This window comes from Sphingopyxis sp. 550A (genome assembly GCF_053569535.1).
Map to the genome: position 1 here is coordinate 2,800,531 of NZ_CM131615.1, position 23,528 is coordinate 2,824,058.

Consider the following 23,528-nt stretch of genomic DNA (forward strand, 5'->3'; position numbering starts at 1 on the left):
GATTGTGAATCTTGCCGCTAGAGAGGGCCTTTCCGAAATTTGCAGCGCAAAGAGGACACGCATGATTCGCGATGACATCAAGGCTGCGCAGGTTGCCGCGATGAAAGCGGGCGACAAGGCGCGTTTGGGCACGATCCGGCTGATGCTGGCGAAGATCAAGGACCGCGACATCGAATTGCGCACCGGCACCGCGCCGGCCGACGACGATGTGCTCGTCACCGACGTGCTGCAGAAGATGGTCAAGCAGCGCCGCGAATCGATCACCATGTACGAACAGGGCGGCCGCCAGGAACTCGCCGATGCCGAAGCCGCCGAAGTCGTCGTGATCGAGGACTTCCTGCCCGCGCAGCTTTCGGAAGAAGACGCGGTTGCCGCGATCAGGGCGATCGTCGCCGAACTCGGCGCAGCGAGCCTCAAGGACATGGGCCGCGTGATGGCGGCGGTGAAGGAACGGCACGGCTCCGAGCTCGACATGAGCAAGGCGAGCGGGTGGGTGAAGGCGGCGCTCTCCTGAGACATGCCCTCCCCTAACCCCTCCCGCAAACGGGAGGGGGACAGACGGCCGCAAATGCATTCTCCCCTCCCGCTTGCGGGAGGGGTTGGGGGAGGGCCTATTGGACAAGGGCTACAAACGACCGACCGCACGCTCCCGCGAACTCCAGCTGAACGCCACCGACGCCGAACGCAAGCTCTGGGCGCAAATCAATGCCCGAAAGGTTGCGGGCGTCCGCTTCAATCGTCAGTTCCCCATCGGGCCCTTCATCTGCGATTTCGTCTCGCGAACGGCGAAGCTCGTCATCGAAGTCGATGGCGGGCAGCACGCGGCTGATGTAGCGAAGGACGAAGCGCGCACGGCCTATCTGGAAGCACGGGGTTATCGGGTGATCCGGTTCTGGAACAATGATGTGTTGGAGCGGATCGAGGGGGTCGTGAGCGAGATCAAGCGCGTCCTCGAAACATGCCCTCCCCCGACCCCTCCCATAAATGGGAGGGGAGATTAGTGGCCCTTACCCCGCAATGGCTGGACGAACTGCGCGCGCGCATTACCCTCTCGACCCTCATCGGCCGCACGGTGAAGATCACGCGCGCCGGCCGCGAATATAAGGCGTGCTGCCCCTTCCATAACGAAAAGACGCCCAGCTTCACGATCAACGACGAAAAGGGTTTCTACCACTGCTTCGGCTGCTCGGCGCATGGCGATGCGATCCGCTGGATGACCGACCAGCGCGGCCTCTCCTTCATGGACGCGGTCAAGGAGCTCGCCGCCGAAGCCGGCATGGACGTCCCCGCCCCCGACCCGCGCGCCGCGAAAAAGGCCGAGGAGCAGGCGAGCCTGCGCGACGTGACGCAGGCCGCGGCCGACTGGTTCACCCAGCAGCTCGGCAGCAGTAACGGCGCCCCCGCGCGCGATTATCTGAAGAAGCGCGGCATTTCGGATGCGACCCGCGCGGCCTTCGGCTTCGGCCTCGCGCCCGACAGCCGCAGCGCGCTCAAAGAGGCGCTCAAGAAATTCCCGACCGCGATGCTCGTCGAATCGGGGATGCTGATTTCGGTCGAGGACAAGGAGCCCTATGACCGCTTCCGCGGCCGGCTGATGATCCCGATCCGCGACGCGCGCGGCCGCGTGATCGCGTTCGGCGGGCGCATCCTCGGCGACGGCGAGCCCAAATATCTGAACTCGCCCGACACGCCTTTGTTCGACAAGGGCCGTACCCTCTTCAACCTCGACAAGGCGAGCCCCGCGTCGCGGCAGACCGACCGGATCATCGTCGTCGAGGGCTATATGGACGTGATCGCGCTCGCCGAGGCGGGGATCGCCGACGCGGTCGCCCCGCTCGGCACCGCGCTCACCGAAAATCAGCTCGGCCTGCTCTGGCGGATGGTGCCGGTGCCCATCCTCTGCTTCGACGGTGACGCAGCGGGGCAGAAGGCCGCGATGCGCGCGGCGATGCGCGCGCTGCCGCTGCTTCGCCCCGGTTTCAGCCTTGCCTTTGCGACGCTCCCCGCCGGGCAGGATCCCGACGACCTCGTCCGCGCGCGCGGCACCGAAGGTTTTGCGGCGGTCCTCGACGAAGCGCAGCCGCTCGTCGAACGGCTCTGGACGCACGAGGTCGCGGCCGGGCCGCTCGCGACGCCCGAGGAGCGCGCCGCCTTGAAGACGCGGCTCCTCGCCCACGCCGACGCGATCGAGGATGCCGACGTGCGCCACCATTATCGCGAAGCCTTCCGCGAGAAACTCGACATTCTGTTTGCCCGGCAACGCCCCGATCGCGGCCCGCGCATGCCCTGGGCACCGCAGCCGCAGCGCGGCGGCCGCCGCTTCGTGCCCGACCCGCGACTCCAGCCCCCCGCCGACGAAACGCGTGCGCTCAGCCGGACCGGCATCGACGCACCTTATGCGGCCGCGCTGCTCGGCGGATTGCTCCGCTATCCCGAGGCCATAAGGCGCAACGAGGAAGCGCTTTTCCGCCTCGCCATCCCCGATTCCGGCGACGCCGAATTGCTGGGCGTGATGCTTGACATCGCAAATGCCCAGGAAGGGCTTGATTGCGAGGGGTTGCTTGCCATATTGGAGCCCATGAAAGTGTATAATAGGGCGACGACATTGCTCAGAGCCGACGGAATGCACTTCTCATTCAATCGAAGGCTTGAAGGCGAAGAGGCTGATGCAGCACGCGAAATCGCGCTGCGCGACCTCGACGAATATATCGGCGTGCTGGTCACCCAGCCCGAAATCCGCGCCCGGCTGGCAGAGGCCACCGCGGATTTCCAGCGCACGATGGATGAGGAAGGATTTGCGCGGCAGCAAAAGCTGCGCGCGATCGACAAGGAACTGACCCGCCGCCTGGCCGCGCTGTCCGACAGCAGCAGCCAGTGAAGACCGACCCTTTTGATGCCCCTAGGCAGGAAGATTTGATGGCCACCAAGAACGAAGCCGACACCGACGCCCCGCTGATCGACCTCAACGAAGCCGACGTCAAAAAGCTGATCGCGCGCGGCAAGAAGCGCGGTTACCTGACCTATGACGAGCTCAACGAGGCGCTGCCGCAGGACCAGATGTCGTCCGAGCAGATCGAGGACATCATGTCGGCGATCTCCGACATGGGCATCAACATCGTCGAAAGCGACGAGGATGTGCAGGAAGAGGCCGAGCAGGAGGTCGATGACGAGGTCGATGTCAGCGCCGGCACCGGATCGGTCTCCAACCCCGCGATCGAGAAGAAGAAGGAAACGATCGACCGCACCGACGACCCGGTGCGCATGTATCTGCGCGAGATGGGCGCGGTCGAACTGCTCAGCCGCGAGGGCGAAATCGCGATCGCGAAGCGCATCGAGGCGGGGCGCGACACGATGATCCTCGGGCTTTGCGAAAGCCCGCTGACCTTCAACGCGATCATCGAATGGTCGAACGCGCTCAACAACGGCGACATGCAGCTTCGCGAGATCGTCGACCTCGAGGCGATGCTCTCGAAGGATCCGGCGCCCGAAAATCTCGACGACGAGGCCGAGGGCGACGACGGCGAGATCAGCGAAAAGACCGCCGGCGTCTCGTTCAAGGACGAGGATGAGGTCGAGGAAGAACCGTCCGCCGACGGCGACGACGAGGACGGCGAAGGCACCTCGGGCAAGCGCGAGAGCTTCGAGGAAGACGACGAGGACAATACGCTGAGCCTCGCGGCGATGGAAGAATTGCTCAAGCCCGACGCGCTGGAGAAATTCGCCGCCATCACCAAGAGCTTCAAGGCGTTCCAGAAGCTGCAGGAAGCGCGGCTCGAATCGCTGTCGGGCGGCGAGGAATTCCCTGCGGCATCGGAGAAGAAATATCACAAGCTGCGCGAGGAGCTCACCGCGCAGGTCGAAAGCGTGCAGTTCCACGGCACCAAGATCGAATATCTCGTCGACCAGCTCTACAGCTACAACCGCCGCCTGACCGCGCTCGGCGGCCAGATGCTGCGTCTCGCCGAGCGGCACAAGGTGCCGCGCAAGTCGTTCCTCGACAATTATGTCGGGCGCGAGCTCGAGGAGAACTGGCTCGATAGCGTCAGCGGCATCGACAAGAAATGGGCCGCTTTCGCCGAGAATGAAGCGGGCGCGGTCGACCGCATCCGCATCGAGATTTCGGAAATCGCGCAGGCCGCGGGCATGAGCCTGACCGAATTCCGCCGGGTCGTGAACATGGTCCAGAAGGGTGAACGCGAAGCGCGCATCGCCAAGAAGGAAATGGTCGAGGCGAATCTGCGCCTCGTCATCTCGATCGCCAAGAAATATACGAACCGCGGCCTGCAGTTCCTCGACCTCATTCAGGAAGGCAATATCGGGCTGATGAAGGCGGTCGACAAGTTCGAGTATCGCCGCGGCTACAAGTTCAGCACCTATGCGACCTGGTGGATCCGGCAGGCGATCACCCGCTCGATCGCCGACCAGGCGCGCACGATCCGCATCCCGGTCCACATGATCGAGACGATCAACAAGCTGGTGCGTTGCAGCCGCCAGTTCCTCCACGAAAGCGGCCGCGAACCGACGCCCGAGGAAATGGCCGAGCGCCTCTCGATGCCGCTCGAAAAGGTCCGCAAGGTGATGAAGATCGCCAAGGAGCCGATCAGCCTCGAAACCCCGATCGGCGACGAGGAAGACAGCCACCTCGGCGATTTCATCGAGGACAAGAACGCCGTCATCCCGGTCGACGCCGCGGTGCAGTCGAACCTCAAGGAAACGGTAACACGCGTTCTGGCGTCCCTCACCCCGCGCGAGGAACGTGTTCTTCGCATGCGCTTCGGCATCGGCATGAACACCGACCACACGCTGGAGGAAGTCGGCCAGCAGTTCAGCGTGACCCGCGAACGCATCCGCCAGATCGAGGCGAAGGCGCTGCGGAAGCTCAAGCACCCGAGCCGCAGCCGCAAGATGCGCAGCTTCCTCGACCAATAGTTTTGGGAACATTCCCGACAGCAGACACCCCGCCCTCGCCGGCGGGGTGTTTTGCTTTGTCGACATGTGGTGTCCGTTAGCAACCGGTTGCGGACCTAATCCTCCCTGCGGCGGAGCCGTGGGGAGGGGGACCGCCGCGAAGCGGTGGTGCAGGGGCCGCGACGGTTGCGGCAGCGCCCCTCCGTCAGCGCTTCGCCAAAGGCGCAGTTTATCCTGAGCGCCTGCCAAGGCAGTCGAAGGGCGCTGCCACCTCCCCATCGCTGCGCGACAGGGAGGATCATCAGCAATGCGACAAAACTCCGTCATCCCGGCGAAGGCCGGGATCTCGCCGATGCGTCATGGCGATAGGGTGAGATCCCGGCCTTCGCCGGGATGACGAATGTGGCTGGGAAGGGCCGCTTCCTACCCCAAAATCGTCATCGGCATCGATTTTGGCAATCACCATAAGCACCGTTGTTTCGCACTTCGGATCAAGCTGTTGCCGGAATGCTGCATCGCACAATTTTTTCGCTGCCTCTCTTTAAATGTTCATATTTGCCGCCCAGATAGCCTTGCGTCATCGCGACGGGAGGGCTTCATGCGCGGTTCAGGCGCCACCCATCAAATGGCGAACATTCCCACTCGATGGGAAATGATTCGAGGTCCAGGGCAGGTGACCGGCATCGGCCGGCGCGGGAAAAGCCCGGAAATTCGGGGGCTGCACAAATTGGCACGGCCTTTGCGATGCACTCGGCATCGGCACGGGGCGATGCCCGCAGCCAAAGGGAAAGACAATATGATGGAAAACGAAACCACCAATCTCTTCCGCCGCCGCGACACCTTCTTCGGTATCTGCGAGGCCGTGGGTCAGGATTTCGGCTTCAACCCGCTGTGGCTTCGCCTCGCCTTCATTGCGCCGCTTTTCTTTCTGCCGGTGCAGACTTTCATCGCCTATTTCGCGCTCGGTGCCGTCGTGCTGCTGTCGCGGCTTCTCTTCCCGAACAAGGCCGCCGCTGCTGCCGCGCAGCCGCTGCCGGCCGTCGTGGAGGACACCGCGCCGGCTGGTGAAAAGATCGGCGAAATGGCTCTCGCAGCCTGACAGGCGGCGGGCCGCCCCCACCCCCGATCGGCGCTCCCCGGCGCCGTCACCGGACCGGCAAGCTTCCCCGGGCTTGCCGGTCCTTCCGTCTCCGCTTCCGACCGACCCGTCTCTATCCGGCACAGCAATGCGACGAATCGAAGGTCGCTCATAAACGGGGCGTTTACGACGTTGGCTTAAGACGGAACGCTCGAAATCCACGCGATGGGGGGACCAGCCCACGCAGCAGGCAAGGATCCAGCGTTGAGCTCATCGACCCAGCCCCAATCGGCCCGACCTCTGTCGCAAGCGCGCGGCGTCGCCGAACTGCTCGATAATCTGGTCGCCAGCGAGGGCACCGGGGCTCATCCGCACGTCCGATCCGGCGCGCTGTCGAGCGGGCCCGAGGCGATGCGCAATCTGGCCGACGCCGTCCATTTCCTCTGCCTGCTCCATGGCCGCTATCCCGGCGTCGTCGACAGCGCAGCGCGCAAGGCGGTCGATCCGGCGTCGCGCAAATGGATGGAGGAAGCGGCGCAGGCCTTCGCCCAGGAACGCGCCTTTCTGTCGAAGATCGCCGCCGCGGTCGGCCCGATGCCGAGCACGCAGGGGCAAGCGCAGTGCGAAGCCGCCGTCGCGGCGCAGCGCCGCGCGCTCGACATGCTCGCCGAATCGGATCGCCAGGGCTGCGCGATGGGCGCCGCGATCGCGCTGACGCTCGACTGGCGCACGATCCGCGTGCTGCTCGACATCAGCGCGCAGCGGCTCGAACTCGCGGCGCCGCGCTGCACCCTGCCCGACCTGCGCGACACCGCTCGCGTCGCAGCGCAGATCGCCGACGGCCCCGCGGTCGAACGCGCGATCGTCTTTGGCGCCCAGCAACTGATCGCGCAGCACAGCGGTCTATGGGATCTCCTCGCCGCCCGCGCCGCCAGCCGATCACATCCCTGACCTGCGCTCTTCCGCGGGCGATAGGGGAGATTCGCTTGCACCCCCTGCCGCGCTGTGCCATTCGCTTGACGTTCACGTTAAGGGAAAGGCAGCGCACCGATGCGTTTCGAAGGAACCAGCGCCTATATCGCGACCGACGACCTGAAGGTCGCGGTCAACGCCGCGACGATGCTTCGCCGGCCGCTGCTCGTGAAGGGCGAACCGGGCACCGGCAAGACCGTGCTGGCCGAAGAGATTGCCAAGGCGTTCGACGCGCCGCTGATCACCTGGAACATCAAGTCGACGACCAAGGCGCAGCAGGGCCTTTACGAATATGACGCGGTCGCGCGCCTGCGCGACGGCCAGCTCGGCGAGGAACGCGTCCACGACATCCGCAATTACATCAAGAAGGGCAAGCTGTGGGAAGCGTTCACCAGCCCCAAGCTCCCCGTCCTGCTGATCGACGAGATCGACAAGGCCGACATCGAATTCCCGAACGACCTGCTTCAGGAACTCGATCGCATGGCCTTCCACGTCTATGAGACCGACGAGACGATCAGCGCGAAGGAGCGACCGATCGTCGTCATCACCTCGAACAATGAAAAGGAACTGCCCGACGCCTTCCTGCGCCGCTGCTTCTTCCATTACATCAAATTCCCCGACCGCGACACGATGGCGGACATCGTCGAGGTCCATTTCCCCGGCATCCAGAAGACGCTGGTCAGCCGCGCGATGGACATCTTCTACGAAGTGCGCGACGTGCCGGGGCTCAAGAAGAAGCCGTCGACCAGCGAGCTGATCGACTGGCTGAAGCTGCTGCTCGCCGAGGACATGCCGCTGGAGGTGCTCCAGAACCGCGACGTCGGCAAGGCGATCCCGCCGCTCCACGGCGCGCTGCTCAAGAATGAGCAGGACGTGATGCTGTTCGAAAAGCTCGCCTTCATGGCGCGGCGGCAGGGCGCTTGAGCCTAATCCGGTAAATTTGATTGTGTGTCCCCGCGAAGGCGGGGACCCATCACCGGTCGGCACCATCTTGCTCCTACAGAAGATGGACCCCCGCCTTCGCGGGGGAGCACGACCATTATCTGCGCGCCTTAAAGCTGGTACGCCACCTCGACGTCGCCCCAGCGACGCCCATTGATGACCGCCGGCATATAGACGTTGCGCACGGTCAGATAATTGATCCCGTCGCCCTCCTGCCGATAGACGGTCATGAAGAAGGGCGCACTACTGCGCTTCGCCGCCATATCGGTCTCGTCGAGCAGGATGCGGCCGTTGCGGCAATGCGCAGTGTCATGCTCCAGATCGCCGGTCGGCGCGCGCGAGCAATCGGTGATGTGTGTCGGCAGAAAGCCGTTCATGTCGCCCGCCGACGACATCTTGATCTCGGGATGTTCGGCGACGATCTGGTCGAACAGCGGGCGCCAGTTGGCGTCGGCCCAATCGCAGAGGCTGGTGCGGAAGCGTTCGGGGTTCGACCCCGGCACGCGAACATAGTCGGTGTCGAACAATTGCTCCATCGTCAGCTTGCCGTCGGCGATCGCATCCTCGGCCAGCGTCACGAAGCGGTCGCGCACGCGCGCCGCCAGTTCGACGATCGCCGAGTCCGCGGGGCTGACCCCAGCCGAAATCACCGCGTTGAACATGCGGTTCGACACATGCTCCATCGACAGGATCGAATCGCGGGTGCCGTCGAGGATCGCGCTGTTGTCGCGCACCGAAGCGACCACATGGTCCATCGCCTCGCGCACCTTGGCACCGTTGGCATGGACCATCGCGCTCGACTGCGCGATGCGGTCGCTCTGGCCGTCGAGCAGCGCGACGAGATGCGTCGCATCGTGCAGCGCGTCGGTGATCGTCTCGAACTGCGCCTCGGCGCGGCTCGACTGCTCGACCCCCGACTGAATTTCGGTGACCAGCCCGCTCGCTTCGGCGGCAAGGCTGCCGATCGAGCGGCGGATTTCGTCGGTCGCTCCGCGCGTGTTCTGCGCCAGCTTCTTCACTTCCGACGCCACGACCGCGAACGTGCGCCCGGCATCGCCCGCGCGCTCGGCCTCGATCGCGGCATTGAGCGCGAGCATGTTGGTGGTCTTGGCGATCTGTTCGATCGACTGGCTGACCTGCTGCACCTGTTCCATCACCGCGGCGAAATTGGTGACATGCGTGCCGAGCCGGGCGACGAGATCGATGACCGAGCGAAATTCGCTTACCGCCAGATTGACGCGCTCCGCGCCCGCATCGAGCTGTTCGCACGCCCGCGCCGACAACAGCTTCGCCTCGTCGGTCGAATCGGCGATCTGGCGCTGGTCGGCTTCGAGCCCGACGACATATTCCTCGAGCCGCCCGAGTTCGGCGATCTGGCGCTCCATCTGATCGGTCGCCCGCTTGATCCGTCCCGCGGCATCGCTGCATCCGACGGCCAGCTCGCCGCAATCGCTGGCGACCGACTGGTCGAGCATCTGCGCCGCCGGATTGATCGGATCATATTTCATTGCGCTACCCACGTCTCTGAAGGATCGCGAAGCTATGCCCAACATTGGTTAATGGGGCGTCAATGGGTGTGTGGCCGAGATGCCGGTTTGGAAGTGGTCAGCGGACGTTTCCCCTTCGTCATTCCCGCGAAAGCGGGAACCCAGAGCGTGCGTCGGCTGACCCCATACTGGGTTCCCGCTTTCGCGGGAATGACGATCAAGGATAAGTCCGTTTCCGGTCAGGAGAAGCGTTCGACGGCGCTTCGCGCGCGATGGTCAGTTCTGGCCGGTCGCCCCGACCGTCGCCACCGGCTTGGGCGCGATTGCCTCCGCCGCGACGACGCGCTTGGTGTCGCTGGTCGCGATCGCCTTTTCGAGCGCCGCGACTTGCGGGCATTTATCCTTGCACAGCCGCTGCGCCTCGGCGAGCTTTTCGCGTGCCAGTTCGAGCGCGCCCTTGTCGGCGAGCGCTTCGCCTTGGCCGGTTAGCGCGGTGAGATCATTGGGTTCGAGCAGCAGCGCCTCGCGATAGAGAGCGATCGCCTTGCCCGGCAGGCCCTGCGCCCGCGCCACCTGCGCCATCGCGATGACCGCCGAACGGTTCCGCGGGTCGGCGGCGAGCGCCGATTCATAATAATCGACCGCGCCATTCAGATCGCCCGCGCCCTGCGCCGCCTCGCCCTGCTTCTGCAAGGTGACCGAGGACGGCAATATGTCGCTGTCGGCGCGCTGCGCATCGGAGGCGACCGGCATACTGGCGAGGACAAAGCCGGCACCCAGAGCCAGAAAACTGACGCGCATCGCATTCTCCCATGTCTTCATGTCGGGCGATGCTAACATGGTGCCGTCAGCCGTGCGAGGAAAAATCCGTCGCAACCGTCGCGCGCCGGAGTCAGCAGAAAACCGCCGCCCGCCGCGCGTCCGACGCCTTCGGGCAGACAGGATTCGTCGGCGGTCCAGCCGGGATGCCGGTTCAGAAATTCGTCCACCTGGGCCCGCCCCTCGCGCGCGATGATCGAGCAGACGGCATAGAGGAGTTTGCCGCCCGGCGCTACAAGATCGGCGCCGATGTCGATCAGCTTCGCCTGATCGGCAAGATGGCGGTCGAGCCGCGCGGGCGTCAGGCGCCAGCGCAGTTCGGGGCTGCGCCGCCATGTGCCGCTTCCCGAACAGGGCGCATCGACGAACACGCGCGTCCCCCGACCCTGCCAGTCGGCGAGCATCGCGCTCTCCTGACCCGGATTGAGCAGCCGCGTTTCGAGCCGCGTCGCGCCCGCGCGTTCGGCGCGCGGCAGGAGTTGCTGGAGGCGCGCGCGATTGGTGTCGCAGGCCAGGATATCGGCGCCATTGCCGGTGCAGGACGCGATAGCGAGCGTCTTGCCGCCGCCGCCGGCGCAGAGGTCGACGATCGCCTGCCCCGGCGCGGCATCGAGCGCCGCGGACGCATATTGGCTCGCGGCATCCTGCACTTCGAAAAGACCGTCGGCATAGGCGGGATGCTGGACCGCCGCGGTCTCGGGCGGCAGGCGCCAGCCGTCGGGCGCGCCGGCGATCGCTTCGCCATCAGGAAACAGCGCCGCAAGCGCGTCGCGGTCGGCTTTGATGCGATTGGCGCGCAGGTCGAGCGGCGCGCGGGCGAGCATCGCTTCACCTTCGCCGGCATCCACGAGCGGGTCGAACAGGTCGAACAGCGCCTGTGCAGCAAGGCCGGTTTCAGCGCGCGCTTCACCGGGCGCGATCGGTGCGGGGCCATAGGCCGAGCCGTCGAACAGCTCGATCAGCGCCGGATCGGCATCGGCGAGCGCGAGCATCGCCGAGCGCCCCGATGGCGGCGCCGAGCGCACCGCGCGGATCGCGTCATAGACATGACCGCGGATCGCACGCCGGTCCTTCGACCCCGCATAGCGGCGCGCGCGCATCGCTTCGGCGAAGATCGCATCGGCCGGCGCCCCACCCTCGCGCGCCGCGGCAGCGATGGCGTCGAGGATTTCGATCGCGGTCTGGAGGCGAGCGGCGGGGGTCATGAACCCCCTCCCCTCCCGCCTGCGGGAGGGGATGGATGTGTCGTTGCGTCACGAATCACCCCACCGGATAATTCGGCGCCTCGCGGGTGATCGCGACATCATGAACATGGCTTTCGCGCAGTCCCGCATTGGTGATGCGGACGAACTTCGCGCGCTCGCGCAAATCCTTGAGCGTGCGGCTGCCGGTATAGCCCATCGCCGCCTTCACGCCGCCGACGAGCTGGTGGATCACGTCTTTCGCGGCGCCCTTGAACGGCACCTGGCCCTCGATGCCTTCGGGAACCAGCTTCATCTGGTCCTTGATGTCCTGCTGGAAATAGCGGTCGGCCGAGCCGCGCGCCATCGCGCCGACGCTGCCCATGCCACGATAGCTTTTGTAGGTCCGGCCCTGGAACAGGAAGGTTTCGCCCGGTGCCTCGGCGGTGCCCGCAAGCAGCGAGCCGACCATCACGCTCGACGCGCCCGCCGCGAGTGCCTTGGCGATGTCGCCCGAGGTGCGCAGGCCGCCGTCGGCGATCACCGGCACGCCCAGCTTCTCCGCCGCCTCGACGCTGTCGAGGATCGCGGTAAGCTGCGGCACGCCGACCCCCGCGACGACGCGCGTCGTGCAGATCGACCCCGGGCCGATGCCGACCTTCACCCCGTCAGCGCCGCAACCGATCAAGGCTTTGGTCGCCTCCCCGGTCGCGACGTTGCCCGCCAGTACCTGCACCCGGTTCGAGAGCTTCTTGATCTTCTCGACCGTCGCACCGACCCCCTTGCTGTGGCCGTGCGCGGTGTCGACGACGATCAGGTCGCATTCGGCGTCAAGCAAAGCCTCGGCGCGCTCGATCCCGCTGTCCCCGGTGTTGGTCGCGGCGGCGACGCGCAGGCGTCCGTTCTCGTCCTTGGTGGCGTCGGGATAGGTAACCGCCTTTTCCATGTCCTTGACGGTGATCAGCCCGATGCAGCGATAATCATCATCGACGACGAGCAGCTTTTCGATGCGGCGCTGGTGGAGCAGCTTGCGCGCCTCGTCCTGCCCGACGCCGGGGCGGACGGTCGCGAGGTTTTCGGCGGTCATCAGCTCGCGCACCGGCTGGCCCGGATTGTCGGCGAAACGGACGTCGCGGTGGGTCAGGATGCCGACGAGCTTGCCGCCGGGCTCGACCACCGGAATGCCCGAGATCCTGTGCTGGTCCATCAGCGCGGTGGCATAGGAAAGCGGCGCGTCGGGGGTGATGGTGATCGGGTTGACGATCATCCCGCTCTCGAAGCGCTTGACCTGCCGCACCGCCGCCGCCTGTTCCTCGATCGTCAAATTGCGGTGGAGGACGCCGATGCCGCCGATCTGCGCCATCAAGATCGCCATGTCGGCCTCGGTCACCGTGTCCATCGCCGACGACAGGATCGGGATGTTGAGGCTGATCTCGCTGGTAAGCTGCGTCGACAGATTGGCGTCGGAGGGCAGGATGTCCGACGCGCCGGGCACCAGCAGCACGTCGTCGAAGGTCAGGCCGGTGATGATTTCCATGGGTGCCACTTTCTGATGCGGGCGGCGCCTGCCCGCGGGGTTCGGGGCGGCACACGCGACTCGTTTGGTGGCGGCCCATGTAACCAGTCGGAGCCAAGCGCGCCAGTGGGGAAGCACGATTATTTCACGGCCGGGGCCGGGTGGGAGGATCGGAGGGATGCTGGATGACGAACGTCTGGAAACGACCGATTGCAGCCCCCTACTTTGTCATCCCCGCGAAAGCGGGGACCCAGAGCGTGCGCGGGCTGACCCCACACTGGGTTCCCGCTTTCGCGGGAATGACGAAGATGGGGAATGGCCGCTCCCCACCCCAAAGCCGCCACATAAACCGAAAAAACTTTCCGCTCCGATTGCACCCGCCCCCCGGCGCAGCTACGCGCTTGATTCGTGAGCGCGACGCAGACATCTTCCCCGCCTTCTTCTCTCGCCCCCTTCCGCTATCCCGCTTTCCGCGCGATCTGGATCGCCAATCTCGCCTCGAACATGGGATCGATGATCCAGTCGGTCGGCGCCGCCTGGCTGATGACCGAACTGACTCCATCGCATCAGCTCATCGCGCTGGTCCAGGCGGGCGCGACGATCCCGATCCTGCTGCTCGGTGTCTTCGCCGGGGCGATCGCCGATAATTTCGACCGCCGCCGCGTCATGCTCGCGGCACAGACCGGGATGCTGATCGTCTCGGCCGCGCTGACGGTGACGACGTGGATCGGCGCGATCTCGCCCTTGCTGCTGCTCTTCTTCACGCTTTCGGTCGGCTGCGGCACCGCGCTCAACGGCCCCGCGTGGCAGGCGTCGGTGCGCCTGCAGGTCGGCCCCAGGGACCTGCCGCAGGCGATCGCGCTCAACAGCATCGCCTTCAACCTCGCGCGCAGCGTCGGCCCAGCGCTCGGCGGGCTGCTCATTTCGCTCACCGGCCCCGCCCCCGCCTTCGCGATCAATTCGATCAGCTATCTCGCGCTGATCGTCGTGCTGCTGCGCTGGCATCCCGAAGTCGCGCCGCCGCAGCGCACGCCGATGCTCGCGGCAATCGCGACCGGCATCCGCTTCTGCGTCCAGTCGAACCCGGTGCGGCGCATCCTGACCCGCGGCTTCGCCTTCGGCATCGCGGCGATCAGTTTCCAGGCCTTGCTCCCCGCGCTCGTCCGCGACCGCCTGCACGGGACCGAGACGATCTATGGCCTCTGCCTCGCGGCCTTCGGCGCCGGGTCGATCATTGCCGCGCTGCAGGTCGGTTATCTGCGCCGCCGCTGGGGCAGCGACCGGATCGTCAGCACATCGGCGCTGGTCTTCGCCGCGGCGCTCGTGCCGATGGCGCTCGTCCCGTCGGTTGCGGTGGTGATGGCGTCGACCTTCGTCGCGGGGCTCGCCTGGGTATCGACGCTGACCACGCTCAACGTCGCGATGCAGCTTCGTTCACCCGAAGCGATCCTCGGCCGCTGCCTGTCGATCTATCAGGCGGTGACGTTCGGCGCGATGGCGCTCGGCGCCTGGCTGTTCGGCCTGCTCGCCGACCTCTGGTCGCTGCCCGGCGCGCTGGCGTCATCGAGCGGCTGGCTGGTGCTGACCGCGCTGCTCCTGCCCTTTCTGGCGCCCATGCCGGGTCGCGACGAAGGCCGCATCGACCGCTGAGCAAATTTTGCGCCGACACTTAAAACCGGACCACGCACGCCCGTTAAATGGCGCATGACCACTCACGCAACACCATCGAACGAGCCGGTAGGGCGGCTCCTGGGCTGGCTGGGGCTCCGCGCGCGCAGCGGGACCTATGAAGAAGGGAGCGAGGCCCCGCCGGGGTCGCGCAACCTGGTCCGCGAGGCGCGTGAGCAACTGCTCGGGGCGATGACGTCCTTCCTCCTCAATCACGATCTCGACATTTCGCCCGCCAACCTGCTGATCGCGCACAGCGCCTTTTCGGGTATCAACCCACGGCTCGCGCGCCAGATCGCGGCGCGCTCGCAGATGCACGAGGGCGTCACCCAGCAATGGCTCGACGAGCTGATGGAGCAGGAGCCCGTCGTCGCCGATCGCGCCGATCTCGACCGCATGGTCGCGCGGCTCGAATCAAACCTCGAAACCTTCCACACCAACACCAAGGCGGCGCGCAGCGCGACCAGCGAATATGGATCGAAGCTGGAGGCGCATGTCAGCGACCTCGAACAGGTACAAAAGACCGGCGAACTCGTCTCGCACCTCGCCGACATCGCCAAGGTGATGCTCGAACGCACGCGGCACGCCGAGGACGAGATGCGCAAGAGCGAGGATGAAGCGAAGGCGCTGCGCCGCAGCCTCGCCCGCGCCAAACGCGACGCCGAGATCGACTATCTGACCGGCCTGCCCAACCGCCGCGCCTTCGAGGTGCTGCTCGAACGCCATCATGAGGAAGCGCGCGGCGCGTGCGAGCCATTGTCGGTCGCCTTCTGCGACATCGACGAGTTCAAAAAGGTCAACGACGTCCACGGCCACGAAGCCGGCGACCGCGTCATCAAGCTGATCGCCGACACGCTGGCGCGGATTTCCAACGATCATTGTCATGTCGCACGCCACGGCGGCGAGGAATTCGTCATGCTGTTCCGCGGCCTGCCGCCGAGCGAAGCGGCGAAGCGGCTCGACGAAGCGCGCGAAAGCCTGTCCGAGCGGCGGCTGATCAACCGCAAGACCGACCAGCCCTTCGGCCAGATCACCTTCTCGGGCGGAGTTGCCGACGTCTTCGGCTATGCCGAGGTGCGCGCGGCGCTGAAAGCCGCCGACGAAGCGCTCTATCGCGCCAAGGAAGGCGGGCGCAACCGGATCGAGCTGGCGACACCGGAAAGCTGAAAGCCAACGTCACCATGATCCGTTTGTGCTGAGCTTGTCGAAGCACCGTCCTTTTCTTTGCCCTCGCCAAGAAAGAACGGCCCTTCGACAAGCTCAGGCCAAACGGATTTTTGGATGACTTTTTACCGGCTCCACCGCGCAAAGATCGCGGTCGGCAGCAACAGCCCCCGCGCCTCCTCGCGCACCGCCAGTTCGCCGCATTCGACCTTGCCCGGCAGGTCGGCGAAAAGCTGCGCGAGCAGTTCGCCGATCGCGAGCGCCGACATGCGGACAGCGTAAACGGTCAGGAACAGCGCCCGGCTGTCGGCGTCGAGCAACTGGCGGCAATCGGCGAGCAGGGGCGCCAGCCCCTCTTCGAGCTGCCAGCGCTCATTGTTCGGCCCGCGCCCGAACTTCGGCGGATCGAGCAGGATCGCGTCGTAGCGCCGCTCGCGCCGTACCTCGCGCGCGGTGAACTTTCCGGCGTCGTCGACGATCCAGCGGATCGGCTTGTCGCCCATCCCCGCGAGCGCCGCATTCTCGCGCGCCTGCGCGACCGATTTCTTCGACGCATCGACATGCGTCACCGCAGCGCCCGCCGCGGCGAGCGCCTGGCTGCCGACGCCAGTATAGCCGAAGAGGTTGAGGAAGGCGGGATCGGGCTTGTCCGCGATCTCGCCGCGCAGCCAGTCCCACACCGGCGCCATGTCGGGGAAGAAGCCCAGATGGCGGAACGGCGTGCAACTCGCTGTGAAGCGCGTCTCGCGCCAGCCGAGCGGCCAGCCTTCGGCGGGGACGGGCTTGTTATAATACCAGCGCCCGCCGCCGTCGTCGTCCGACGCTGGGATGAATTCGCCGTCGGCCTGTTCCCATTCGCTCGTGGGGAGCGCGGGTTGCCACATCGCCTGCGGTTCGGGACGGATGAAGCGGTAGGGGCCATAGCGTTCGAGCTTGCGCCCGCCGCCGCTGTCGACCAGCCCGTAATCGTCCCAAGCCTCGCCGACGAGCGTGACGAGGGGCTGCAGCTCAGCCACGCGCCGCCTCGACCAGGATATGCGCCTTTACCACGTCATAGTCGCCCGGAAGCGTCACATAGCGCTCCTCGCGCTCGAACAGATTGCCGAGCCGCGCGGGAAGCGACGGGCGCACGCCAGTCGCGCGCTCGACGGCATCGCGGAACTTCGCCGGATGCGCGGTCGCGAGGGTGACGACGGGAATGTCGGCGTCGATATCGAGCGAGCGAGCGGCGGCGAGGCCGACCGCGCTGTGCGGGTCGATGATCTGGCCGCCATGCTCCTGCGCCCAGCGCAGTGCGAGCGTCATCGCGTCGCCGTCGACCCGCGCGCTCGTGAACAGGTCGCGCGCGCCGCGCAACATATCATCGGGGATCGTCATCGCGCGATTGGCGTCGAACTCGCCCATCATGCCGGTGATCGCCGCGCCGTCACGCCCCGACAGATCGAACAGCAACCGCTCGAAATTGCTGCTGACCTGGATGTCCATGCTGGGGGTCGCGGTCGGGGTGACGCTGCCCGCGCTATAATCTCCCGACGACAGCGCGCGGTGAAGGATGTCGTTGACGTTGGTCGCCACCACCAGCCTTGCCACGGGTAGCCCCATGCGCGCCGCGACATAGCCCGCGAACACGTCGCCGAAATTGCCCGTCGGCACGCTGAACGCAACGGGGCGATCGGGTGCGCCGAGGCGGACGGCGGCGTAAAAATAATAGACGACCTGCGCCATCAGCCGCGCCCAGTTGATGCTGTTCACCGCCGACAGGGTCAGTTGGCCCCGCGCCTCGGCATCGCCGAACAGCCGCTTCACCATCGCCTGGGCATCGTCGAAGCTGCCGTCGATCGCGATATTATGAACATTGGGAGCGAGCACCGTCGTCATCTGGCGGCGCTGGACGTCGCTGACCCGGCCTTCGGGGTGGAGCATGAAGATGCGGATATGCTCGCGCCCCGCGACCGCCTCGATCGCCGCCGAGCCGGTGTCGCCCGAGGTCGCGCCGACGATGGTGAGGTCGGTCTCGCCGCCCGCGAGGAATTTTTCGAAAAGCTGGCCGAGCAGTTGCAGCGCGACGTCCTTGAACGCCAGCGTCGGGCCGTGAAACAATTCGAGCAGCCAGTGACGATGGTCGAGCTGCACCAGCGGCGTCACGGCATCGTGGCTGAACCGGCCATAGGCGGCCTTGCAGAGACCCCGCAGTTCCTCCTCGCTCAATATGTCCGCAACGAAGGGCGCCATCACCCGCACCGCGGTTTCGACATAATCGAGCCCGGCAAGCGCGCGAATTTCGTCCGCCGACATCTGCGGCCATTCGGCCGGCACATAGAGCCCGCCGTCGCCGGCGAGACCGGCAAGCGTGGCGGCACGGAAGTCGAGGGTCGGCGCGGAGCCGCGGGTGCTGATATAGTCCATCACGGGAATGCGCCCTAACGGCGCGCCGTCACCGCTGCAAGCGGCGGCGCACCGCGAGGACGTAGATAATCAGCGCGATCGCGGCGAAGAAGAACCATTGGACGGCATAGGCGAGGTGATTGTTCGGCAGGTCGGCCCCCGACGGCACCTCGCTGGCGCGCAACCCCGGAACCGACGTATCGGCGACGAGCATCGCGCGCGCGGGCACCGCTTTCCCCGTCAGTCGCTGGATCAGCGTCGGCTGCTCCGGGCCGGGAACGATCGTCCCCTGCACCGTTCCGCCCTTCCACGCGGGCGGCGTGAAATCGTCGGCGATCCCGACGTCGATCAACACGCCCGGCCCCTCGGCGCCGGTGCGGCAGTCGGCGATCATGCGGATGCCCGTTTGCCCCTTGCGGTCGGTGCCGCCGCGCGGATCCCATTTGACCACCTCCAGGCAAACGACGCTGCTCTTGCGAAACAGCATCGCGTCAGGAACGGGGGGTAGCTTGGGATAGGTCACGAGCGACGACATCGCCCGGTTGCGCTCGTAAAGCGCGATCAGCGCTTCCTTCTCGCCCTTGCGCTGAAGCTGCCAGACGCCGAGCGCGACCATCACCGCGGCGGCGGCGAGCACAAGGATGGTCGGGATCACCGGCCAGCGGCGCGGCGCGTCAGGGCTTTCCGTCATCGCTGAGCTTTCCTTCGGCGGCCTGCCGTTGATGCTCGCTGGCGAGCAGCGCCGCCTTACCGACGCGCAGGCCATAGATCACCGCGACGATCGTCAGCGGCACCCACAATATCACATGCACCCAGATCGGCGGCCGCACCGCCGCGTCGAGCAGCAACGCCAGCACGATCAGCAGCGCACCGACGATCAGGGTCAGAAAGGCCGCAGGGCCGTCACCGACATTGTAGCGGCCGTAATCGAGCCCGCACGCCGGGCAGCGCTCGCGAAAGCGGGCCGCGCCCTCGAACAGGCCCGGCGCCCCGCATTCGGGGCAGGTCGCAAAAAGGGCAGCGCGCCAGACCGGCGGCTGCCCCTTTGCTGCTGGTTTGTCGCCCGGCAATTTAGTGCGCAGCGACCGGCGCGCCCCAGCCGCCCCAGACATAGACGATGATGAAGAGGAACAGCCACACCACGTCGACGAAGTGCCAATACCAGGCGGCCGCTTCGAAGCCGAAATGCTGCTGTGGGGTGAAATGGCCCTTGTAGGTCCGAACGAGGCAGACGATCAGGAAGATCGTGCCGACGAGCACGTGAAACCCGTGGAAGCCGGTCGCCATGAAGAAGGCCGAGGTATAGTTGATCGTGCCGAAGGGGAACGGTGCCTCGGCATATTCATAGGCCTGGATGCAGCTGAAGGTCACGCCGAGGATGATCGTCAGCCACAGGCCCTTTTTCAGCCCCTCGCGGTCGCCGTGGATCAGCGAATGATGCGCCCAGGTGATCGTGGTGCCCGAGCAGAGCAGGATCAGCGTGTTGAGCAAAGGCAGCGAGAAAGCGTCGATGACATGGATGCCCTTCGGCGGCCAGACGGTGATCGCGGAGGCGCCGTCCTGCCCGAACAGCGAGGTCACCGCGCCGTCGACGATCTCGACCGGCACCGGAAAGAGCGAGAAATCGAACCACGCCCAGAACCAGCCGACGAAGAACATCACTTCGGATGCGATGAACAGGATCATGCCATAGCGCATGTGAAGCTGGACGACCGGGGTATGGTCGCCCGCGTGCGCCTCGGCGATGACGTCCGACCACCAGCTGAAGAAGGTGGCGATCACGCCCGCGACGCCCAGGCCGAACACCCACTTCCCGGCGCCGCCGAAATAATCGGCGTGCATCCACATCACCCCGCCGAAGAACATGACGAGCGCCGCGATCGAGCCGATCATCGGCCAGACGCTGGGGTTTACGAGGTGATAGTCATGATGTTTGGCACCAGCCATGTCGCAGTTCCCGTTTTTTGCCCCAGCCCGGTGATTCCCCATCACCCGCCGGTCCTGGATTAAGACTCTTCGATCGCGGCCTTAGCTCGCCTTTTTGTCCCCGTCTACAGGGTGGAAGGTGTAGCTGAGGGTGATCTCTTCGATGTCGCGCGCGTCGGGGTCGTCCTTGATCTTGGGATCGACGAAGAACAGCACCGGCATGCGAATCTGCTCCCCCGCCTTCAGCGTCTGCTGCGTGAAACAGAAGCACTGGATCTTGGTGAAATATTTGCCTGCGGCGTCGGGGGTGACGTTGAAGCTCGCGGTGCCGGTCAGGTCGTGCGTCGATTCATTCTGGGCGATGAAGATCGCCATGTCGCGCGCGCCGATGCTGACCGTGTCGGTCGGATGCTCGGGATAGAATTTCCACGGCAGTCCCGGCGCGACATTGGAGTCGAAGCGCACCGAGATGGTGTCGCTGAGAACCTTCGGCGTTTCGGCCGCCGCGACGGGATCATAGCGCTGCGTCGTGCCGCCGAAGCCGGTGACGCGGCAGAAGAGATTGTAGAGAGGCACCGCCGCGAAACCGAGCCCGACCATCGCCACCGCGAGCAGCGCGGCGAGCGAAGCGGTCTTCGCGTTCTTGGACATGCGGGCGATCGGGCGGGGCATCAGGGCGGTCATGAATGCGGCACCATCCGCGCCATTGTGATGAAGAAGAACAGCAGCGCGAGCGCCCCCAATATCCAGCCCATCAGGTTCGCCCGGCTGCGCTGGCGGCGACGATATTCGGCCTCGTCGAATGGCTCTTGCGGATTTTCGTCGGTCATAGCGGCCACCAATGATCGGCGACGACCGCGCCGAACAGGATGAAAAGATAGGCGATCGAATAAGCGAAGAGCCGCTTTTCGGGCTGCATCCGGTCGTCCTCGCCCGTGCGGCGCGTGCCGACCTGGATCGAGAGCAGCACGAAGAGCGCCGACAGCAGCACGGCGGTCCAGCCATAGAGCGCGCCGGTATAGCCGAGCGGCCAAGGCGCGATTGCCGCCGCCGCCATGATCAGCGCATAGAAAAGGATCTGGCGCCGGGTCGAGCTTTCGCCCGCGACGACCGGCATCATCGGAATGCCCGCGGCGGCATAGTCCGAGCGCACGAACAGCGCGAGCGCCCAGAAATGCGGCGGCGTCCACAGGAAGATGAGCAGGAAGAGCAGCACCGGCAGCGGCGCGACGCCGCCCGTCGCAGCAACCCAGCCGATCAGCGGCGGAAAGGCCCCCGCGGCGCCGCCGATGACGATATTCTGCGGCGTCCGGGGCTTCAGCCACATCGTATAGACGAAGACATAGAAGAGGATCGAGACGGTCAGCAGCAGCGCCGCCTGCCAATTGGCGGCGAACAGCATCAGAAAGACCGAGAAGGCGGCGAGCCCGACCCCGAAGTGGAGCGCGGTCTGCGGGTCGAGGCGTCCTGCGGGAAGCGGCCGCCCGGCGGTGCGCTTCATCTTCGCGTCGAGCCCCGCCTCATACCATTGGTTGAGCGCCCCCGACGCCCCCGCCCCCAGCGCGATCGCGAGGATCGAGGAGAAGGCGAGCACCGGATGGACGCTGCCCGGCGCCGCGAGCAGGCCGCAAAGCGCCGTGAACACGACGAGCGACATCACGCGCGGCTTGGTCAGCGCGAACAGGTCGCGCCAATCGGCAGGCAGCGACATTTCGCCATGGGTCAGGCTCTGCGCCATCTCAACTCCGGCCTTCAGGGAAACGCCCCCCGCCGACATCCGGCAGGGGGCGGAACCGTTCAGGCGATAGACGTCACGCGATCCGCGGCAGTTCGTTGAACTGGTGGAACGGCGGCGGGCTCGACAGCGTCCATTCGAGCGTCGTCGCACCCTCGCCCCACGGATTGTCGGCGGCCTTCTTGCCCGCGAACAGCGAATAGACGAGGTTCACGAAGAAGAAGAGCATCCCGACCGCCATGATCGCATAACCGACCGACGAGATATAATGCCAGTAGGCGAAGCCTTCGGCATAGTCGGGATAGCGGCGCGGCATGCCCTGCTGACCCAGGAAATGCTGGGGGAAGAACAGGATGTTCACGCCGATGAAGAAGATCCAGAAGTGGAGCTGGCCCAGCGTCTCGCTGTACATCCGGCCCGACATCTTCGGGAACCAGTAATAGAAGCCGGCGAAGAGCGAGAAGACCGCGCCCAGCGACAGCACATAGTGGAAGTGCGCGACGACATAATAGGTGTCGTGCAGGTTGGTGTCGACGCCGCCGTTGGCGAGCACGACGCCGGTCACGCCGCCGACGGTGAACATGAAGATGAAGCCCAGCGCCCAGACCATCGGCGTCTTGAAGCTCAGCGAGCCGCCCCACATGGTGGCGATCCACGAAAAGATCTTGATGCCGGTCGGGACCGCGATGACCATCGTCGCCGCGGTGAAGTACATCTTCAGGTTCACGTTCATGCCGACGGTGAACATGTGGTGCGCCCACACGATGAAACCGACGACGCCGATCGCGACCATCGCATAGGCCATGCCGAGATAGCCGAAGACCGGCTTCTTGCTGAAGGTCGAGATGACCTGGCTGACGATGCCGAAGCCCGGCAGGATCATGATGTAGACTTCGGGATGGCCGAAGAACCAGAAGAGATGCTGGTAGAGCACCGGATCACCGCCGCCCGTCGCATCATAGAAGGTGGTGCCGAAGTTGCGGTCGGTCAGCAGCATGGTGATCGCCGCGGCCAGAACCGGCAGCGACAGCAGCAGCAGGAAGGCGGTGACCAGCACCGACCACACGAACAGCGGCATCTTGTGCAGGGTCATGCCCGGCGCCCGCATGTTGAAGATGGTGGTGATGAAGTTGATCGCGCCAAGGATCGACGCCGCACCCGCAAGGTGGACCGAGAAGATCGCCATGTCGACCGCGGGGCCGACCGAACCGCTGGTCGACAGCGGCGCATAGAGCGTCCAGCCGGTACCGGCGCCAAGGCCGCTGCCGCCGGGGAAGAACATCGAGGCGACGAGCATGACGAACGCCACAGTGGTCAGCCAGTAGCTGACGTTGTTCATCCGCGGGAAGGCCATGTCGGGCGCGCCGATCATCAACGGCACGAACCAGTTGCCGAAGCCGCCGATCATTGCCGGCATGACCATGAAGAAGATCATGATCAGGCCGTGCGCGGTGATCATGACGTTCCAGAAATGCTTCGCCTGCACCTCGGTCGCGGCGGGGTCGAAGAATTGCGCCCAGCCGTGGAGATACTGGATGCCCGGTTCGGCGAGTTCGAGGCGCATCATCCCCGACAAGACGCCACCGACGATGCCGGCGATGATCGCGAAGATCAGGTAGAGCGTGCCGATGTCCTTGTGGTTCGTGGACATGAACCAGCGGACGAAGAAGCCCGGCGTGTGGTCGTGGTCATGATCATGCGCATGATCGTGGCCGTGGGATGGTGCAGTCGCTGCGATATCGGTCAT

At 65.6% G+C, this 23,528-nt stretch carries 22 protein-coding genes; 9 read left to right on the forward strand and 13 right to left on the reverse strand.

Annotated elements, in window-relative coordinates; translation table 11 throughout:
• Window positions 1-61: 61 nt before the first annotated feature.
• From ACVENA_RS13490 to ACVENA_RS13520, 7 genes are all read left to right on the forward strand, one after another.
• Window positions 62-514 (forward strand): GatB/YqeY domain-containing protein, encoded by a 453-nt coding sequence (locus ACVENA_RS13490; protein WP_449325784.1) that lies wholly within the window; start codon window positions 62-64, stop codon window positions 512-514.
• Window positions 515-614: 100 nt separating this feature from the next.
• Window positions 615-1,001 carry an endonuclease domain-containing protein gene (locus tag ACVENA_RS13495; RefSeq protein ID WP_449325785.1) on the forward strand — a complete coding sequence of 129 codons (387 nt, stop codon included), beginning with the start codon at window positions 615-617 and terminating at the stop codon, window positions 999-1,001.
• Window positions 1,001-2,878: a DNA primase gene (dnaG, locus tag ACVENA_RS13500; RefSeq protein WP_449325786.1), complete on the forward strand. Its 1,878-nt coding sequence runs from the start codon at window positions 1,001-1,003 to the stop codon at window positions 2,876-2,878. The genes ACVENA_RS13495 and dnaG overlap by 1 nt, the downstream gene beginning before the upstream one ends.
• A 38-nt stretch (window positions 2,879-2,916) precedes the next feature.
• Window positions 2,917-4,929 carry an RNA polymerase sigma factor RpoD gene (rpoD, locus tag ACVENA_RS13505; protein WP_329628877.1) on the forward strand — a complete coding sequence of 671 codons (2,013 nt, stop codon included), beginning with the start codon at window positions 2,917-2,919 and terminating at the stop codon, window positions 4,927-4,929.
• A gap of 379 nt (window positions 4,930-5,308) precedes the next feature.
• The gene (locus ACVENA_RS13510; protein ID WP_449325787.1) at window positions 5,309-6,007 is read left to right on the forward strand and encodes a PspC domain-containing protein; all 699 of its coding nucleotides are present in this window, start codon (window positions 5,309-5,311) and stop codon (window positions 6,005-6,007) included.
• 243 nt (window positions 6,008-6,250) lie between these two features.
• Entirely contained in the window at window positions 6,251-6,937 is a 687-nt protein-coding gene (locus ACVENA_RS13515) for a DUF6975 family protein (protein WP_449325788.1), read from the forward strand.
• A gap of 99 nt (window positions 6,938-7,036) precedes the next feature.
• Entirely contained in the window at window positions 7,037-7,882 is an 846-nt protein-coding gene (locus tag ACVENA_RS13520; protein ID WP_257543723.1) for an AAA family ATPase, read from the forward strand.
• 128 nt (window positions 7,883-8,010) lie between these two features.
• Here the strand turns inward: ACVENA_RS13520 and ACVENA_RS13525 are convergent, their stop codons facing one another.
• The 4 genes from ACVENA_RS13525 to guaB all read right to left on the reverse strand — a co-directional run bounded on the left by ACVENA_RS13525 (window position 8,011) and on the right by guaB (window position 12,924).
• A complete protein-coding gene (locus ACVENA_RS13525) occupies window positions 8,011-9,408 on the reverse strand; it encodes a methyl-accepting chemotaxis protein (RefSeq protein WP_449325789.1) in 1,398 nt (465 codons plus the stop codon).
• A gap of 255 nt (window positions 9,409-9,663) precedes the next feature.
• A complete protein-coding gene (locus ACVENA_RS13530) occupies window positions 9,664-10,188 on the reverse strand; it encodes a tetratricopeptide repeat protein (RefSeq protein ID WP_449328939.1) in 525 nt (174 codons plus the stop codon).
• A 32-nt stretch (window positions 10,189-10,220) separates the two neighbouring features.
• Complete coding sequence (locus ACVENA_RS13535) at window positions 10,221-11,411, reverse strand: RsmB/NOP family class I SAM-dependent RNA methyltransferase (protein WP_449325790.1); 1,191 nt, start codon at window positions 11,409-11,411, stop codon at window positions 10,221-10,223.
• A gap of 55 nt (window positions 11,412-11,466) precedes the next feature.
• Entirely contained in the window at window positions 11,467-12,924 is a 1,458-nt protein-coding gene (gene guaB / locus ACVENA_RS13540) for an IMP dehydrogenase (protein WP_257543732.1), read from the reverse strand.
• A gap of 387 nt (window positions 12,925-13,311) precedes the next feature.
• Here guaB and ACVENA_RS13545 point away from each other — a divergent pair, with 387 nt between their 5' ends.
• The gene (locus ACVENA_RS13545) at window positions 13,312-14,553 is read left to right on the forward strand and encodes an MFS transporter (protein ID WP_449325791.1); all 1,242 of its coding nucleotides are present in this window, start codon (window positions 13,312-13,314) and stop codon (window positions 14,551-14,553) included.
• 54 nt (window positions 14,554-14,607) lie between these two features.
• Window positions 14,608-15,738, forward strand: coding sequence for a diguanylate cyclase (locus ACVENA_RS13550; protein ID WP_449325792.1), 1,131 nt, complete (start codon window positions 14,608-14,610; stop codon window positions 15,736-15,738).
• A 122-nt stretch (window positions 15,739-15,860) separates the two neighbouring features.
• Here ACVENA_RS13550 and ACVENA_RS13555 read toward each other — a convergent pair whose 3' ends face one another.
• From ACVENA_RS13555 to ctaD, 9 genes are all read right to left on the reverse strand, one after another.
• The gene (locus ACVENA_RS13555; protein ID WP_449325793.1) at window positions 15,861-16,751 is read right to left on the reverse strand and encodes a class I SAM-dependent methyltransferase; all 891 of its coding nucleotides are present in this window, start codon (window positions 16,749-16,751) and stop codon (window positions 15,861-15,863) included.
• Window positions 16,744-18,141 (reverse strand): threonine synthase, encoded by a 1,398-nt coding sequence (thrC, locus tag ACVENA_RS13560; protein WP_449328940.1) that lies wholly within the window; start codon window positions 18,139-18,141, stop codon window positions 16,744-16,746. The genes ACVENA_RS13555 and thrC overlap by 8 nt, the downstream gene beginning before the upstream one ends.
• A gap of 28 nt (window positions 18,142-18,169) precedes the next feature.
• Window positions 18,170-18,811 carry an SURF1 family protein gene (locus tag ACVENA_RS13565; RefSeq protein WP_449325794.1) on the reverse strand — a complete coding sequence of 214 codons (642 nt, stop codon included), beginning with the start codon at window positions 18,809-18,811 and terminating at the stop codon, window positions 18,170-18,172.
• The gene (locus tag ACVENA_RS13570; protein WP_449325795.1) at window positions 18,795-19,190 is read right to left on the reverse strand and encodes a DUF983 domain-containing protein; all 396 of its coding nucleotides are present in this window, start codon (window positions 19,188-19,190) and stop codon (window positions 18,795-18,797) included. The genes ACVENA_RS13565 and ACVENA_RS13570 overlap by 17 nt, the downstream gene beginning before the upstream one ends.
• A gap of 1 nt (window position 19,191) precedes the next feature.
• Window positions 19,192-20,067, reverse strand: coding sequence for a cytochrome c oxidase subunit 3 (locus ACVENA_RS13575; protein ID WP_257543746.1), 876 nt, complete (start codon window positions 20,065-20,067; stop codon window positions 19,192-19,194).
• Between the two features lie 81 nt (window positions 20,068-20,148).
• On the reverse strand, window positions 20,149-20,730 hold the full coding sequence (locus ACVENA_RS13580) for a cytochrome c oxidase assembly protein (protein ID WP_257543748.1): 582 nt from the start codon (window positions 20,728-20,730) through the stop codon (window positions 20,149-20,151).
• Window positions 20,727-20,876 (reverse strand): hypothetical protein, encoded by a 150-nt coding sequence (locus ACVENA_RS13585; protein ID WP_257543750.1) that lies wholly within the window; start codon window positions 20,874-20,876, stop codon window positions 20,727-20,729. Before ACVENA_RS13585 ends, ACVENA_RS13580 begins: the two co-directional genes overlap by 4 nt.
• Window positions 20,873-21,784, reverse strand: a complete 912-nt coding sequence (locus ACVENA_RS13590; protein ID WP_257543752.1) for a heme o synthase — start codon at window positions 21,782-21,784, stop codon at window positions 20,873-20,875. Before ACVENA_RS13590 ends, ACVENA_RS13585 begins: the two co-directional genes overlap by 4 nt.
• 73 nt (window positions 21,785-21,857) lie before the next feature.
• Window positions 21,858-23,528 (reverse strand): cytochrome c oxidase subunit I, encoded by a 1,671-nt coding sequence (gene ctaD, locus ACVENA_RS13595; protein WP_257543755.1) that lies wholly within the window; start codon window positions 23,526-23,528, stop codon window positions 21,858-21,860.

What these genes read in the sequence shown, in the direction of transcription:
- ACVENA_RS13490 (WP_449325784.1), top strand. Translation starts at nt 62, where the DNA reads ATGATTCGCGATGACATCAAGGCTGCGCAGGTTGCCGCGATGAAAGCG.
- rpoD (WP_329628877.1), top strand. Translation starts at nt 2,917, where the DNA reads ATGGCCACCAAGAACGAAGCCGACACCGACGCCCCGCTGATCGACCTC.
- ACVENA_RS13510 (WP_449325787.1), top strand. Translation starts at nt 5,309, where the DNA reads ATGTGGCTGGGAAGGGCCGCTTCCTACCCCAAAATCGTCATCGGCATC.
- ACVENA_RS13520 (WP_257543723.1), top strand. Translation starts at nt 7,037, where the DNA reads ATGCGTTTCGAAGGAACCAGCGCCTATATCGCGACCGACGACCTGAAG.
- ACVENA_RS13525 (WP_449325789.1), bottom strand. Translation starts at nt 9,408, where the DNA reads ATGAAATATGATCCGATCAATCCGGCGGCGCAGATGCTCGACCAGTCG.
- ACVENA_RS13530 (WP_449328939.1), bottom strand. Translation starts at nt 10,188, where the DNA reads ATGCGCGTCAGTTTTCTGGCTCTGGGTGCCGGCTTTGTCCTCGCCAGT.
- ACVENA_RS13535 (WP_449325790.1), bottom strand. Translation starts at nt 11,411, where the DNA reads ATGACCCCCGCCGCTCGCCTCCAGACCGCGATCGAAATCCTCGACGCC.
- guaB (WP_257543732.1), bottom strand. Translation starts at nt 12,924, where the DNA reads ATGGAAATCATCACCGGCCTGACCTTCGACGACGTGCTGCTGGTGCCC.
- ACVENA_RS13550 (WP_449325792.1), top strand. Translation starts at nt 14,608, where the DNA reads ATGACCACTCACGCAACACCATCGAACGAGCCGGTAGGGCGGCTCCTG.
- thrC (WP_449328940.1), bottom strand. Translation starts at nt 18,141, where the DNA reads ATGGACTATATCAGCACCCGCGGCTCCGCGCCGACCCTCGACTTCCGT.
- ACVENA_RS13565 (WP_449325794.1), bottom strand. Translation starts at nt 18,811, where the DNA reads ATGACGGAAAGCCCTGACGCGCCGCGCCGCTGGCCGGTGATCCCGACC.
- ACVENA_RS13575 (WP_257543746.1), bottom strand. Translation starts at nt 20,067, where the DNA reads ATGGCTGGTGCCAAACATCATGACTATCACCTCGTAAACCCCAGCGTC.
- ACVENA_RS13580 (WP_257543748.1), bottom strand. Translation starts at nt 20,730, where the DNA reads ATGACCGCCCTGATGCCCCGCCCGATCGCCCGCATGTCCAAGAACGCG.
- ACVENA_RS13585 (WP_257543750.1), bottom strand. Translation starts at nt 20,876, where the DNA reads ATGACCGACGAAAATCCGCAAGAGCCATTCGACGAGGCCGAATATCGT.
- ACVENA_RS13590 (WP_257543752.1), bottom strand. Translation starts at nt 21,784, where the DNA reads ATGGCGCAGAGCCTGACCCATGGCGAAATGTCGCTGCCTGCCGATTGG.
- ctaD (WP_257543755.1), bottom strand. Translation starts at nt 23,528, where the DNA reads ATGACCGATATCGCAGCGACTGCACCATCCCACGGCCACGATCATGCG.